12 protein-coding genes are annotated in these 16,101 nt (G+C 31.7%); 5 read left to right on the forward strand and 7 right to left on the reverse strand.

What is annotated here, in order from left to right; genetic code table 11:
- Positions 1-59: 59 nt before the first annotated feature.
- The 3 genes from D1815_RS03700 to uvrA all read right to left on the reverse strand — a co-directional run bounded on the left by D1815_RS03700 (position 60) and on the right by uvrA (position 4,350).
- Positions 60-710: a hypothetical protein gene (locus D1815_RS03700; RefSeq protein ID WP_118385954.1), complete on the reverse strand. Its 651-nt coding sequence runs from the start codon at positions 708-710 to the stop codon at positions 60-62.
- A 127-nt stretch (positions 711-837) separates the two neighbouring features.
- Positions 838-1,482: a peroxiredoxin-like family protein gene (locus D1815_RS03705; protein WP_118385955.1), complete on the reverse strand. Its 645-nt coding sequence runs from the start codon at positions 1,480-1,482 to the stop codon at positions 838-840.
- Positions 1,483-1,569: 87 nt separating this feature from the next.
- A complete protein-coding gene (uvrA, locus tag D1815_RS03710; RefSeq protein ID WP_118385956.1) occupies positions 1,570-4,350 on the reverse strand; it encodes an excinuclease ABC subunit UvrA in 2,781 nt (926 codons plus the stop codon).
- A 239-nt stretch (positions 4,351-4,589) separates the two neighbouring features.
- Here uvrA and D1815_RS03715 point away from each other — a divergent pair, with 239 nt between their 5' ends.
- Positions 4,590-5,174, forward strand: coding sequence for an RNA polymerase sigma factor (locus D1815_RS03715; RefSeq protein ID WP_027391769.1), 585 nt, complete (start codon positions 4,590-4,592; stop codon positions 5,172-5,174).
- Positions 5,175-5,441: 267 nt separating this feature from the next.
- On the opposite strand, the gene nth is transcribed toward D1815_RS03715, so the two are convergent.
- Positions 5,442-6,092, reverse strand: a complete 651-nt coding sequence (gene nth / locus D1815_RS03720; protein WP_027391768.1) for an endonuclease III — start codon at positions 6,090-6,092, stop codon at positions 5,442-5,444.
- A 170-nt stretch (positions 6,093-6,262) separates the two neighbouring features.
- Here nth and bcp point away from each other — a divergent pair, with 170 nt between their 5' ends.
- Both bcp and D1815_RS03730 read left to right on the forward strand, forming a co-directional pair.
- A complete protein-coding gene (gene bcp / locus D1815_RS03725; protein ID WP_118385957.1) occupies positions 6,263-6,712 on the forward strand; it encodes a thioredoxin-dependent thiol peroxidase in 450 nt (149 codons plus the stop codon).
- 377 nt (positions 6,713-7,089) lie between these two features.
- On the forward strand, positions 7,090-9,207 hold the full coding sequence (locus D1815_RS03730) for a T9SS type A sorting domain-containing protein (protein ID WP_147404403.1): 2,118 nt from the start codon (positions 7,090-7,092) through the stop codon (positions 9,205-9,207).
- 110 nt (positions 9,208-9,317) lie between these two features.
- On the opposite strand, the gene D1815_RS03735 is transcribed toward D1815_RS03730, so the two are convergent.
- Together D1815_RS03735 and D1815_RS03740 are read right to left on the reverse strand one after the other, a co-directional pair.
- The gene (locus tag D1815_RS03735; protein WP_118385959.1) at positions 9,318-9,746 is read right to left on the reverse strand and encodes a DUF1801 domain-containing protein; all 429 of its coding nucleotides are present in this window, start codon (positions 9,744-9,746) and stop codon (positions 9,318-9,320) included.
- A gap of 321 nt (positions 9,747-10,067) precedes the next feature.
- Positions 10,068-11,516 (reverse strand): TonB-dependent receptor, encoded by a 1,449-nt coding sequence (locus D1815_RS03740; protein ID WP_027391764.1) that lies wholly within the window; start codon positions 11,514-11,516, stop codon positions 10,068-10,070.
- A gap of 173 nt (positions 11,517-11,689) precedes the next feature.
- On the opposite strand from D1815_RS03740, the gene D1815_RS03745 reads away from it, so the two are divergent.
- A complete protein-coding gene (locus tag D1815_RS03745; RefSeq protein ID WP_118385960.1) occupies positions 11,690-12,451 on the forward strand; it encodes an MBL fold metallo-hydrolase in 762 nt (253 codons plus the stop codon).
- A 1-nt stretch (position 12,452) separates the two neighbouring features.
- The gene (locus D1815_RS03750; protein ID WP_118385961.1) at positions 12,453-12,971 is read left to right on the forward strand and encodes a hypothetical protein; all 519 of its coding nucleotides are present in this window, start codon (positions 12,453-12,455) and stop codon (positions 12,969-12,971) included.
- A gap of 92 nt (positions 12,972-13,063) precedes the next feature.
- Here the strand turns inward: D1815_RS03750 and D1815_RS03755 are convergent, their stop codons facing one another.
- Positions 13,064-15,928: an esterase-like activity of phytase family protein gene (locus tag D1815_RS03755; protein ID WP_118385962.1), complete on the reverse strand. Its 2,865-nt coding sequence runs from the start codon at positions 15,926-15,928 to the stop codon at positions 13,064-13,066.
- Positions 15,929-16,101 lie beyond the last annotated feature (173 nt).

Raw genomic sequence — 16,101 nt, forward strand, 5'->3', positions numbered from 1 at the left:
AGCCCGCTATCAAAAATGACAACAGGCTTTCTAACAACTAACCAACTAACTAATTTATATCAATCATCATCGTGATCACTATATTTCTTTTTTCTTTTCCTATTCTTATAGTTATGATCATCATCATTATGATTTTTCCAATCTCTATGATTTGATCTTCCATTAAAATTATAATAAGGATCATGAGTCATACTACATCCATCTACACCGCAGAAACCACATCCTGTATGATGTATGCTTCCTTCTATATGTCGTATTCTTCCTCTTTTTCCGTAGTATACACGCAGTCCACCAATCTTAGCTAATTTTCCTCTTCTGTTATATCTAATTAAAACTGATCCAATTCTTCTAACTTGATCGAATTGATTATATCCTATAGTAGTAATACCAACTCGTTTTAATCTTCCGTAGTAATCGTACCTTACAGTAAAACGATTGTTAGACCTATAAGCTCTAGTACGTCCTGGAGCGTTATAATTTCTGGTATTCCAATCCGAATTATTATAGTTTCGTCTTCTAGGAGTTTTAAAATCAATTTCTCCATTTGGATATACAAAGAATTTTATACCACCTTCGACAAATACAATTGGTTGAGAACCACGATAACGTTTTGTAACCCTATCAACTTGATCCGAATTTTTCTGATCGGTCGCTTGTGCAGTTGTTCCAATTAGTAACATTGCTGCGATAAAAAGTATCATTTTTTTCATAACTAAAATGTTTTGGGTTTTTACCTACTCATTAGCTTTTCGGTTTCCGCTATTTGATTATTAAGTAACCAAACCGCGTGCCAAATTTTTTCTTGTTACAATAAAATACCTTTCAAAAAGTTGTTAACTATTTGTTTTTAAGATGTTTAATTATTTCCTCAGGATCTGCTCTTTCTTTATAATCTTCTTTGATAAAATCATAAGTAATAGTTCCATCTTGATCAATTACATACGTCGCTGCTATAGGTAATTGATGATCTTCGTTACCATTGCTTTTAATTAAATCTATTCCAAATCCTTTATAAACTTCAATTAAATCTTTAGGTAGTGTAAATATTAAATTGAATTCATTTGCTATTTTGTTATCAATATCAGAAAGAACTTCAAAACTTAAATTATTTTTTTCGGATGTATTAAGAGAGTTATCTGGTGTTTCTGGGCTAATTGCTACCAAAGTAGCTCCTAGTTCTTCAAATTGATCTTGATGCGCCTGTAAAGCTTGTAACTCTAGATTACAATAGGGACACCAACCACCTCGGTAAAAAGTTAATACTACTTTTTTAGTAACTAATAATTCTTGAATAGATATATTTTTGTCCGCAGCATTTGGTAGCTTTATTTCAGGTATTTTATCACCAGTTTTTAGAGATCGATTAACTAGTTGACTATCTATAAGTTCCGAGATACCATTATTCATTATTTTATGAATAGTTTCAGGATATTTATTGGCCGATTGAGCGGCACTAGCTTTTAATTGTTCTGTAAGTGACATTCTTTTAATTTTAATTATTTGGATAGCTTAGCCGGAATGCTTCTTATTACTTTACAGAATATATTATTACAATTATGTTAATGTTTTTTAGAGTTTATCTTTTAGATATTGACCAGTATACGATTTTTTATTTTTACTAACTTCTTCCGGAGTTCCTTGAGCAATAATAATTCCTCCGTTTTTTCCGCCTTCTGGTCCTAAATCAATCACATAATCAGCGCATTTTACTAAATCCAAGTTATGCTCAATAACTAAAATAGAATGCCCTTTAGCAATTAACTCATTAAATGATTTTAATAATTTTTTGATATCATGAAAATGTAATCCCGTTGTTGGTTCATCAAAAATAAATAAGGCTTTGTCTTTTGTGTTTCCTTTTACTAGAAATGACGCAAGTTTTATTCGTTGCGCCTCTCCTCCAGAAAGAGTAGAAGAGCTTTGGCCTAATTGTACATATCCTAAACCAACATCTTGTAAAGGTTGAAGCTTTCTTATGATTTTTGCCTGACTGTGTTTTGAGAAAAAATCAATAGCGCTATCAATAGTCATGGTAAGGATATCATCAATATTTTTATCCTCAAAAGTTACTTCTAGCACATCTTTCTTAAATCGTTTTCCTCCACATGTTTCACATTCTAAATGTACATCGGCCATAAACTGCATTTCGATGGTTACTTCACCTTCACCTTTACAGGTTTCGCAACGTCCTCCATCTACATTAAAAGAAAAGTGCTTAGATTGATAATTACGAATTTTCGAAAGTTTTTGACTAGCAAAAAGTGCTCTAATATCATCATATGCCTTAATATAGGTCACTGGATTGGATCTCGAGGAACGACCAATTGGGTTTTGATCAACAAATTCTACATGTTTTATATTACTATAATTTCCTTTTAATTCTGTAAACTGCCCAGCTTTTTCTCCGTATCCGCCTAATTGTTTTAGTACAGATGGGTATACAATTTTTTTAACTAACGTACTTTTACCACTTCCAGATACACCTGTGATTGCAGTAAAAACTCCAAGTGGAATTTTTACATCTATATTTTTTAAATTATTTTCTCTTGCTCCAATAATTTCTAAATAATATTTAGAAGTTTTTCTTTCTTTTGGAATTTCTATTTCTAGATCTCCATTAAGATATTTTGCTGTTAAAGAGTCAGAAGCTAGAATTTGATCAAAAGTACCATTAGCAACTAAATGACCTCCAAAAGTACCTGCTTCTGGACCGATATCTAGGATAACATCTGCTGCTTTCATAATGTCTTCATCATGTTCAACAACAATAACTGTATTTCCTAAATCACGCAAAGACTGAAGCACTTTTATTAGTTTTTCGGTGTCTTTAGGATGTAAACCTATACTTGGTTCATCTAATATATACATAGATCCTACTAAACTACTTCCTAAAGAAGTGGCTAAGTTTATTCTTTGGGATTCTCCACCAGATAATGTATTGGATTTACGATTTAATGTTAGATATTGTAATCCTACGTTGTCTAAAAATTCTAATCTGCTATTTATCTCTTTTAGTAATCTTTTGCCAATTTGTGAATCATACTCATTTAGTTCTAGATTTTTAAAGAAATCAGAAAGTTCATTTAAAGGTTTTTCTACAAGGTCTGTTAATGTAGCATCACCAATTTTTACATAGTTAGTTTCAGCACGTAATCTTTTTCCTTTACAAGTTGCACATTTTGTTTTACCACGATAGCGAGATAGCATTACTCTATTTTGAATTTTGTAAGCTTTTGCTTCTAGTTCGATAAAAAAACTATCAATACCTTCAAAATATTTATTTCCTTTCCAAAGTAATTCTTTATGTTCTGAAGATAATTCGAAATATGGTTTGTGTATTGGAAAATCAAACTTATATGCACTATTTACAAGCTGATCTTTATACCAACTCATTGTATCTCCTTTCCAAGGGAAAACGGCACCTTCGTATATGCTTAGAGAAGTGTTTGGTATCACAAGGTCTTCGTCAATACCAATTACATCTCCATATCCTTCGCATTCAGGACATGCTCCATACGGATTATTGAAACTAAATAAATGAACATTAGGCTCTAAAAAAGTCATTCCATCCAACTCAAACTTATTACTAAATTGTCTAGAATTATTATCTTTTAGAGATTCAATGTAACAAGTCCCTTTTCCTTCGAAGAAAGCTGAAGCTATTGCATCTGCTAAACGATTATAGAAGTCCTCTTCATCTCTTTTTATAATTCGATCTATAACAAGATGAACTGTATCTTTTGTTGTGATATGAGCTTCTTCAATTCTGCAAACAGTATCATTAATCTTTACACGCGCATATCCCTGTTGTTGTAATACTTTAAGTTTTTCTTCTGTCGTTCTTCCACTTTCTACATGTATTGGAGCAAGTAAAAGTAGTTTTTCACCTTCTTTACATTCTTTTACATATTCGATTACATCAGTTACTGTATCTTTTTTCACTTGATTACCTGAGATAGGAGAGTAGGTTTTTCCTATTCTTGCAAAAAGTAATTTTAGATAATCATAAATCTCTGTTGTAGTACCTACTGTAGATCTAGGATTGGTAGAATTCACTTTTTGCTCAATAGCAATTGCCGGGGCTATGCCTTTTATATATTCAACTTTAGGTTTGTTAAGTCGTCCTAAGAATTGTCTTGCATAAGAAGAAAGACTTTCTACATATCTTCGTTGTCCTTCGGCATATAATGTATCAAACGCTAAACTAGATTTACCAGAACCAGATAACCCAGTGATTACCACTAATTTATTTCTAGGTATAGCTGCATCTAGATTTTTTAGATTATGCAGTTTGGCTCCTTTAATTAATATATTATGTTTTGGATCTAAGGTAGTAATGTCTTGAATCATAGCAATTATGCGGTGTGACGGCAAATATAATGATTACTAAAGAAGTATTCTAAAGTATTGATATTGAAAGTTAAGTTAAAAAAATTAACAGAAAATAGTTTGATTTTCAATGATTGTTACTATATTAGCCCCAATTATTGAACCAAAATCTAAAAAGAACAGCCTATAGTATACCATTACTTTTAAGTTTAACATAGCCCGAGCCCCAAGCTTGTTGGTACTAAAATAAAGTGATAGGTATGAAAGATTACAAGATATCAGATGCTGTTCTGGTAAATAATTACATCAAAGGTGATGAGTGTGCATTATCTACGTTAATTGAACGTCACAAACAACGTATTTACAGTTTTATTTATTCTAAAGTTTTTGATAGAGATGTCTCGGAAGATATTTTTCAGGATACTTTTATTAAGGTTATCCGTACATTAAAACTTGGAAAATATAACGAAGAAGGAAAGTTTTTACCTTGGGTGATGAGAATTGCACATAACTTGGTAATAGACCATTTTAGAAAAGGTAATCGTATGCCTAAATTTGAGGATAATGGAGAGTTTAGTATATTCTCTATTATTAGTGATGGTGATCTTAATGCAGAAAAAAGAATAATCAAAGACCAAGTAGAAGAGGACTTACGTAATTTAATACAAGAATTACCAGAGGATCAAAAAGAGGTTTTGGTTATGAGAATGTATAGAGACATGAGTTTCAAAGAAATTTCTGATAAGACTGGTGTTAGTATCAATACTGCTCTAGGAAGAATGAGATATGCTTTGATAAATCTGAGAAAGGTTATTGAGAAAAACAATATCGTTTTAACGAATTAACATTTTTTTATGCAATAAAGTAGATTTGCCGTCGTTATTTATAAAAAATAACCCTTAATTTAAGATAAGTTAATATGGCAAAATTTTACTTTAAGTCTTCTCGCAAAGAGGAGCAACAACAATTAGTACCAAAGAAAATTACAGTAGATTTTCTTTTAAATTATTCAAAGGCTTTAAGTGTTATAGATTACAATAAAATGAAGTTTGAAGCGCTTCTAAATTAAAACTAAACTTTGTAAAAGACCTGTTATGATAATAACGGGTCTTTTATTTTTTTAGATATTCGTTGATTACTGTTTTTCTTCCTATAGTTTTCGTTATTATATCTTTATCTAGATCCCAACCTCTAGCAGGAGAGTATTCTCGTCCGTACCAAATAATTTGTAAATGTAGATCGTTCCATAATTCTCTTGGGAATAAACGTTTTGCATCCTTTTCAGTTTGAGTTACATTTTTACCGTTGCTAAATCCCCAACGATACATTAATCTATGTATATGTGTATCGACAGGAAATGCAGGTACTCCAAAAGCTTGAGACATTACTACGCTCGCGGTTTTATGCCCAACAGCTGGTAACTCTTCTAAATCCTCAAAACTTTGAGGTACTTCTCCGTTATGTTTTTCTATTAATATTTTAGATAGACCATGAATTCCTTTGGATTTCATAGGACTTAATCCTACAGGTTTTATAATTTCTCTTATTTCTTCTACAGATAATTTTACCATTCTGTATGGATTATCCGCACGTTCAAATAGGAGAGGAGTGATTTTATTAACTCTAATATCTGTGCTTTGAGCACTCATCAATACAGCGATTAATAATGTATAAGGATCTTTATGATCTAATGGAATTGGTATTCTGGGATATAATTCCTTAAGTGTTTTGATGGTAAAATCTACCTTTTCCTTTTTAGTCATATAAATAGAATTATTTTATGCTAAAATATGAATATTTATGAGCTTATATCTTACTTATTAAAGCTTAAATTTTTAATAAAATTATCGTTGAATTGTCTTTTTTGTTTTAATTTTATCAAAAAACTTTAAACAAACTTAAATTTTTAAGTTTTCAATTTAATTGTAATAAAATGACATCATTAAAAGTAGGAGATAAAGCTCCTAATTTCTCGGCATTAGATCAAGATGGAAATACTATTAGTTTAGAAGATTATAAAGGAAAAAAATTAGTTGTTTTTTTCTACCCGAAAGCTAGCACACCAGGATGCACGGCAGAGGCTTGTAATCTTAAGGATAATTATCAGACGTTTCAATCTCAAGGATATGAAATCCTTGGTGTAAGCGCAGATAGTGCAAAACGTCAACAAAATTTTAAAAACAAATATGAGTTACCTTATCCATTATTGGCAGATGAAAATAAGAAGGTGATAGAGGCTTTTAATGTTTGGGGACCTAAGAAGTTTATGGGTAAAGAATATGATGGAATTCATAGAACGACTTTTGTAATAGATGAAAATTCGGTTCTTACAGAGGTTATTACTAAGGTAAAGACCAAAGATCACGCTGCTCAAATACTTTAATAGCTTACCACATAAGATTTTAAAGGCATATCTACTGAAAAGTACTATGCCTTTCTTTTTTAAAATACCTGAAGTAGATAAATGTTTTGCCTAAAGATTAGTTTAATTTTTCCTAAAAAAGAGGTTAGAATTAGTAAGACTAAAATTAATTGGGAAAAAATAGTTTGAGAAATCCATAACAAATACTAATTAAATCACTACGAATTCTATTTCATTTCTTGCAGTTAACTTTGTCGAATTATTTTTGCTGTGTTTAGTTTTTTAAATATAGTAAAATGGTTCTATGTACAGTCCCTATACCATTTGTGTTCGTTCATTACTAAAAATTTAAAAAACTCCCTTAATCTAATTGTTACTTAATCTTTTAAAGAAATCAGGTGAATAGAAAATTATTATTACTCGCTATGGCTTTTTACTATATGTCATATAATCTCTTAGGACAAACAAATGGTTCTATAGAAAAATCAACAGTATTATTTACCCAAGAATCAGTTGCAACTCCATTTAATTATGATAAATATAAAGCCGATGGTGTTTTTTGGGGTTTTATGCCCAACGCTAGTATTGAATCAGATGCGACTATTAATCAATGGGTTACAAAAGTAGAAAATCATACAGCTGATAGTAAGTATTATTTTGGTCGGGGAGAGTTTGATTGGGGATGGAAGTGGATGATCGATTTTATGGATGATCCGGGATCATACTGGGCTAAGAATCTTGATGGTGATGATATTCACTGGGGAAATGCTGCTGATAATGGTGGTACATATAATGGTCAGATTCATAGTTGGATGAGTCATCAAGGCCCTGATTTCTTAGAATGGTTGAAGTATCAGGTGGATCGAATGACCTTGGCACCTGTAACACATATGATGTTTGATTCACAAACATCTGCAACTCGAACTTTACATTGGCTTGGAGGCGATTTCTCTGTTCATTCTATGAATGGCTTTAGAGAGTATATGAGAGGTAAGTATACAGCTCAAGAGCTAACAAATTTGGGAATTAATAATATTAATAATTTTAATTATCGTCAATTTCTATTAAATAGTGGAATGACGCTACAAACGTATAGAAACCGAGCAAATAGTATTAATGGAAATATTCCACTTTATAAGGATTTTGTTTATTTCCAGCGTCAATCGCTTAATGATGTGATGGAAAAATTATTCGAATATATTGATACTATTAGACCAGGAATTGAGATTGGAGCCACAACAAATGTTGTGGAACCTAGAGGATACATTTATTCTGATAGGTTAACTTATCTTGCTGGAGAGTATGGTCATCCAAGTGATATAGCAACAAGTCCACCAATTGAGCCATTATTACATTATAAAGCTGCTGAGGCTCTAGATAAAACTTTAATTTATTTTCCATATCCTGATGCGTTTAAAGCATTGTATGATAGAAGTTCTCCTAGGCAAGCTCGTGCTTGGATAGCCCAAGCATATGCCACAGGTTCCATTTTTACAATTCCTGGAAAAGTATGGATAGGTGGAAGCAATACTTGGGATACCGGATGGGAGAATTTTGCTGATATTTATGAATTCATTCATGATCACAATGAATTGTTTGATGATTATGAAGCAGTTTCGAATGTAGCACTTGCTTATTCAGTATATGCTTCATTATTGGAAGGTGGAATGGCAGGTAGTTTGAAAGCTCGTCAGACTTTAGAATATTTAGTGGAGAGGAATATTTCGTTTGATATAAAAATATTTGGTGATCCTGATCAACCTGTAGCTCCTACTGTTTCAGAATTAGGGCAATATGATGTAGTTGTTCATGATAGTGATGTTCAGTACTTAACTAATGCACAGAATCAGATACTCAATCAAAGTTCTTCTAATGTTATCAGTATGGATAATGCTGGTAATATAAATGGTAATCTTTCATGGAAAATTAATGTTTTACGTAATGGTGAGTGGGTAAATTACCTGGTTTCTACATTTCCTCGAATGTCTTCTGAAGATCCATCGGCACCATATGTACTTCACCTAATTAATAGAAAATACAATGCTGCAGAAGATACATCTCAAGCTCATGAAAATATTTCGATAAAAATTCCAGCAACTGTTTTTCCTAAAGCTATTACAGGGGCTACTCTTCATATGCCTGGTAAAGCTTCAGTTGATTTATTGTTTGAAACCGATAATACCGGTGCTATGATATTAGATATCGGGACTTTTGATTCTTGTTGGGGTATTATAGAACTTACTCAGGCTAATATTTTATCCACTGATGATATAGTTTTTAATTCTGAAACAGTTTCATTGTACCCTAATCCAGCAAATAGATATGTTGATATTACTAATGCGAGTATGCTAGGTGTTTCATCTATTAAAATTTATAATGTTCAAGGTGAGCTAATTATGAATAATGTATTTCAATCTGCCCCAATAGATATATCAGCTTTAGCTAGTGGTTTTTACTTAGTTGAAATTAATAACGATTCAGGTGATAGTGTAGTTAAGAAATTGATTAAAAATTAATTATTTCAAAATAAAAACTAGAGATAACGCTGCTCAAATTGTTTGAGAGTGTGTTTTATATTAAAACAGAAAAGCATATGTACTTATAATTCATATGCTTTTTGTTTTCTTTACATTCCTAACATCGGTAGATGTTTTACTTTATGATAGGTCAAAGCAACAGTAATACAATTTTTTAGTTCTTTTTCTGGAATATCAAATTCTATTGGAAATATAATAGCACGGTTTCCTTCAAACTGAAAAATATCTTTGTATAAAACTCTAAATGTGGTAATTAATTTACTAGTGCATTGAAAATACATGCCGTATTGATTGGGTTTACTCTTTTTCCAGTCGATTCTTATTGTGCTACCTTTTTTAACTAAGAAACTAGGTTCTCCCCATTTTAATGTTTCTTCAATACTCTTTATGTCTTCTATTTCTTTAGCTGTTTCAATAATTAAATTCCGAAGATTCATTATTTTACCCATAACTAGGGCAGGGTATTTTTTATAAACCAATGCAATTTCAGGATTGGTTTTGATTGATACTTGTTGCATAGGTCAGTAAAAAAAGTTTTAAATTCTCTAAAGATTTGTTTTTTCTATTTCCTTACTAATTATAGAATAAAGAGTATTACTTACTTTACTCTGCAATTAGAATTAGGGATATGCTTTAATTGTCAAAATAAAGTTCTGTAAGTAATTCTTAACAATCAAATACTATAATTTCTATTATCACACATATTATGTAACAATAGAAATTATAGCTTAGAATATTTAAGTTTTCGGAATTAAATATAACCGAAATATATACTAATATATTAGTATTTACTGCTAGTCCCTAAGTGGTTATTAAGATGTAAAAATTTAAGTACTTGTTTATTGTACTTTTTCGGTTTCTTTATAACCGAAGAAATTATTTTCTTTAATCATTTCTGGAATAAGTTCAGGTAATTGTTCTTCCCATCCAGATTCACCTTCCTGAATTTTTCGAAGTACTTCTCTAGAATATATATCCATTATAGAAGGATCAAAATCTACAATATCTTGAAGTTTTCCATTGTATTTAAAGAATTTATATAATTCTTTCATTCTAGGATGTACCTTAAGGTTTTCACTTGTAGTTAAGTCTCCAGTTTTAGGGTCTTTTAAAGGATATAAATATACTTTAAGATCTTTAAAGAAGAGTTTTCCGAAAGCTTCTAGAATACCTCCGCTTAAATGTCGATAGTATTTTTCGTCAAATATATCTACTAGATTATTTACACCCATAGAAAGCGCCATACGCTCTTTAGTATAATTAGAGAAGTACTCTACAACTTTATAATATTCCTGGAAATTAGAAATCATTACAGTCTGCCCTAAGGAGCATAATAATCTTGCTCTAGACATAAAATCTTCTTCATCGATTTCTCCTTCTGCTCTAAGGTTAGATAAGGTGATTTCAAAAATCTCAATTGTTTTCTCTTTACGTACCTTATTCTCATTAAGGAACATATTAAGTGACTTTTTATAAATATCCATATTTACTTTGGTCACTGGTCTAAAACTTCCTCTTAGAGCTAGGATATTCTTTTTATATAATACAGCAGCGGGTAGAACATTATTACCATCAGGTCCAAACATTACCGCTTCGGTCATTCCATTTTTAACCAATTGCAAACTCATTAATCGGTTATCCACTTTTTTAAATCTTGGACCGGAAAAATTAATAGTGTCAATTTCAATTTGGTCTTTATCTAAGTGATCATATAGATAACGAAGTAATTTTTTTGGATTATCATATTTATAATAAGCTCCATAAATAAGATTAACTCCTAAAACTCCCAAGGTCATTTGCTGTAGTTTAGCATCATTTTCATGAAAACGGATATGAAGTATTATTTCATTATAGTCTTCATCTGGTTTAGTTTGGTATCGAATACCAACCCAACCGTGTCCTTTATATTTCTTAGCAAAATCAATTGTAGCTACTGTATTAGCATAACTGAAAAATAATTTATTTGGATGTTTTTCTCTCTTTATTCGCTCTTCTATAAGACGTACCTCGTGCTTCAACATCTTTTTTAATCGAGCCTCGGTTACATAGCGTTTATCATCTTCTATTCCGTAGATGGCATCACTAAAATCTTTATCATAAGCACTCATAGCTTTTGCAATAGTACCAGATGCACCTCCAGCTCTAAAAAAATTACGTGCTGTTTCCTGACCGGCACCTATCTCCGCGAAGGTTCCATAGATGTTAGCATTTAGATTGATTCGTAAGGCTTTACTCTTAAGCGAAGGGACGGACTCGAATTCCTTATCTCCCATGATAGTAATAGGCATAGCGAAATGGGCTTTTTTTGTTTATGTAAAGTTACTAATAGATTAAGTATTATTAAAAAAAACTGAAAGCAATTTTTCGCATTTTATAATAGATATAAATAATAAAGTGTCGAAATGAATTACTTTTTGAGCAAAAAAATTATAATTACATTTGCCTTTAGTCAATATGCGATATGGAAGTTACATTTCTTGGTACAGGAACATCACAAGGAATTCCGATAATAGGAAGTACCCATCCTGTATGCCTTAGTAAGGATCAAAAAGATAAGAGATTACGTGTGTCGGTCTTAGTCTCATGGGACGAGTATCAGTATGTAATAGATTGCGGTCCTGATTTTAGACAACAAATGCTGACAAATGAAGTAGATAGGATTGATGGGATAATTTTTACTCATGAACATGCCGATCATACGATGGGAATGGATGATATACGGCCATTTTTTTTTAGACAAGGAGATATTCCTGTATATGCGCATAAAAGAGTATTAAATGCTTTAAGAACAAGATTTAGTTATATATTTTCATCAGAAAATAAATATCCAGGAGCACCCAGTGTTATAGAAAATGAACTAACTAACCAACCATTTTCACTGGGCAACCTGGATGTGATCCCGATAGATTTAATGCACAATCGATTACAAGTTTTTGGCTTTAGATTTAAAGATTTTGCTTATCTAACTGATGTAAAAACCATTGAGAAGAAGGAAACCGAAAAATTAAAAGGGGTGAAAGTATTGGTGGTAAATGCTCTCAGAATTGAACCGCATCACTCTCATTTTAATTTAGAAGAAGCACTAGAGTTTATTGATGAAGTGAAGCCTGAAAAGGCATATCTTACGCATATAAGCCATATGCTTGGGTTTCATGAAGAAGTACAACAACAATTACCAGAAAACGTTTTTTTAGCCTACGATAATTTAAAAATTACAATCTAATATGAGAAGTAGAATATTTCTATACCTATTTATTTTTTCAGTATTATTCATATTGTTTCAATTTATGAATGCTAAAAAAGCCAAGGAATCTTATGATGGTAAGATAGATAACCTGATGGCAAAAATAGAAGAGAAAGAAGATGAGTTAAAATCTAGAGATATAGAAAAAGATTCATTAATAGATAAAATCCTTGAGCTAACTTATTTTTCATTAGATAGTGATGAAGAAGCTATTAATTATTTTGAAGAGCAAGGATATGATGCAAAAAAGTTAGAGTTAACTATTAGTGACCAAATCATAAGTCAAAATAAAGCAGGAGCTGATAATCCAATTGTTCCTTTTGAGGGAATGGAGGGTAATATGGCAATTAATAAAGTAAGATTATTAAATCATAAATGGATCATAGCAGATTTTACAGATGGAGTTTATTGGGGGCAATTATTTATTATTTATGATGTTAGAAAAGATGGAGTAGTGGATTTCGAAGTTGAACAATCATTCTTATACCCTAAAAATTAAGAGATATTACGAGTATAAATAAAAAGACCTGCTTAATATGGCAGGTCTTTTTTTTGGTTATTAATGCTAGTAAGTTGGTTAATTTTAAGTTTTTATTTTTTTACTAACTTTTTCTTTATAAATTCTCCATCAGCTTGGATAATTGCAATATATATTCCTGTAGATACATCAGCACCACTATCGGCTTTACCATCCCATATATATTCAAAACCATTTTCATTTGTTTTAGTAGAATTTATTTGTTTAACTAAGTTTCCTGCCAAATCAAATATATCAATACTTACTACGCTTATCTTTTCATTTATAGAAGAGAAAGTCACCTTGTTGGTAAAAGTGTTAGGATATGTTTTAAAATCGTCTTCTTTAAATCTTAATACAGTATCTTTCTTGTTGTACCAAGGCAATCCTAATCGTTGGTCTAACCACAGTAAAATAAACTCATTGTCATCAGGTAACCCTTCACCAACATGTCGACCAACACTAAATGGATAGTTATTATCATTTAGAACACCAATCAAAAACGGATTAAGAACTACAACACTTTCTATAGTAACAAAAGGAAAAGCAAATTCTCTACCAATTCCTATATCTCCAGGTAATCCAGGTTCTGAAATTCTCCTAGGATCTCTAATGTTCAATAAGTCTACATTAAGTCTTTTTTGAACCATCGTAGAATCTTCGTCTAGTTCTATTTCATAAATAGCTTTGAACCCTTCAAGATCTCCTTGAGATCCATCTCTCTCGATTATTAATCCTCTTTGTCTACTAAACATTACAAAATCACCAATTGCAGAAGCTCTTTCGTTAAGTGGATATTCATATTTTTTATTGGTATAAGATTTACTAGCAAGATTAAATTCGTGGATTAATAGATTGTTATTTTCGCTACCTTCTAGCGATTTTTCTAGTAATGGTAATAATGTGGTATTATCTGTAGTTAAAGCCATTCCTTCGAAACCACCACTTTGTTTTACATTAAATGGAGTGTCTAATTTTGTCACTCGATATGGCCAATACATTCCCGCTAACCAAGGAGTGTTTTCTCCATTTTGATCTTGTAAGTTGGTACCATCGCCAGCATCTCCAACTTTAGGGAAATCTCCAAATAAGCAAACCGTTCTAATTTCTGGATACTGTTCTTGGGAAAGTAATAATGTTCTAAAATCAAAACTTTGTATATCTGCACGATCCGTTAATTCATTCGCAACAATAATATCAGCAATTGCTTTAGTAAACGTTTCTGGACCAAAAGTTCTTTCGGAAAATACGTCTCCGCGATCATCCAAATCAGTTCTTGGGTTAATTTTGGTTTCTATATTAAAGCGAACTTTGGATGCATTCATCCAACGTTTTGTAGCTTCTGGATGAGAAGACCCTTCTCCATTTTTATAATAATCTTCATAGAACGCTACAAAATCAAATAATTGTTGTAATGATGGCATTACGTAAGGATCAATAAATCCTTTTTCATTTGCAAAAGCTACAGCAACAGGAGAGAGTGAAAGATCATTGGTTTGTGCAGGTCTACCGGCTAAGATTTTGTCTGCAATAAATGTTTTTTGGATACTGTCTAATGTAAGATTCTTTACCAATACTTCATCTTCATATTCATATGGAGTACCATCTACTTTTCTTGTTTTTGCCGCTTCTATATGTGGGTCGTGATCTAGTACAGGGATTCCGTCTAAAGTGATTCCACAGTCTGTTTCTAATGTAGGCATCAAATAATCTAATGCTGCTTCCATAGATGGTATGGTGTTTTCTGGACGTAAATTTCTAGCTCCACGATGTCCTTGTGCATCAAAAAGAGTAACATCAATAAGTCCATTATCATCCATATAATCAGCGCGACCGTCTTGGTTCTTATCAAAATTTTGTACAGCTTCTAATAAAAGGTCGGGGCGATCTGAAATAATTCCTTGTAAGTCTAGGTCCAACAAACGATTCATGTTTTCTGTATCGTTAACGGTGTATACAACTACTGGATGACCAGCACGATTTAAAGAAGAAACATTAAATAATTCACTTGATGCTTCTACCAATCCATTGGCAGTTGTCATTCTACTTCCTACTACCGTAGTTTCATCATTATCATCTAACATAACAAACCAAGGCGACATTACAGGAGCTTTACTGCCATTAACTTGTGCGTGTGCTCTCATCGCATTCATGATTCTAATAGCACTGGCTTCTTCACTAAATGGGTTTTGTGGAGAACGTAGTTCTTTACCTTCATTATCAAGATCAGGTAGAGGATAAGGGGCGTCTATTAATACCCCATTTTGATCAAAATGTAACAAGAAAGGCCCGAATTCATCGCCGATCCAATAATCACCATTAGTAGTTCTTTGGATAGATTCGATGTCAAAATCAGCACCAGTTAAAACTCTATCTTGGCTAAAGTGATTCGTAATTGCAAATGGAATTAGTCCATTTGGATCTTTTAGTTCGGTATATTCTAATACTTGAATATCTCCTTCGCCTCTTCTAAAAAATGTTTCAAATCTAGGTTTGATTTTGTATAAACGTAAATTATAATCCGCAGAATTCTCAATACTTCCGAAACCATTATCTGACATTGCAGTAAAAGTTCCGTCCATATTATTTAAGACAGCAGAAAATCCTTGGATAGGTTGCTTGTTATCAAAAGGAAGGTTTTGCTCATTAATAGGTCCATTACCAATTAAAAGACCAGAGGTAGGACCTTCAGAGAAACTAGCTGCATCTAAGACTGCCCTGGAGAATAGTAAGTCTCCAAAGTTTCTAAAAGATTTTCCTTTTCCTTTTGCATAAATTTCTTGACCATAATAATTGTCATTTGGTAGATCAAATTGTGGTGTTGATTTATCTTTTTCTGTTTGGGCAAAAGCAGAAAAAGAAATTAGAAAACCTAAGCAAGCAGAAATGCATATTGATTTTCTATGTCGATTAGACATAGAGTAAAGATAATTTTTCATGTGTGATACGATTAAGATTAAATTGGTTATTAATACCCTAAAAGTAATCTTTCGGTATTACCAAAATGTTTAGTCTATCTCAACAAATGTTTAGGTTAAGGTTAGGTGTTTTATGTTAATGCTTTTACTGTATGAAATCGATTACGATATGATTAAACTAATTCTAGTTAGTT

This window comes from Aquimarina sp. AD1 (assembly GCF_003443695.1).
Classification (GTDB): domain Bacteria; phylum Bacteroidota; class Bacteroidia; order Flavobacteriales; family Flavobacteriaceae; genus Aquimarina; species Aquimarina latercula.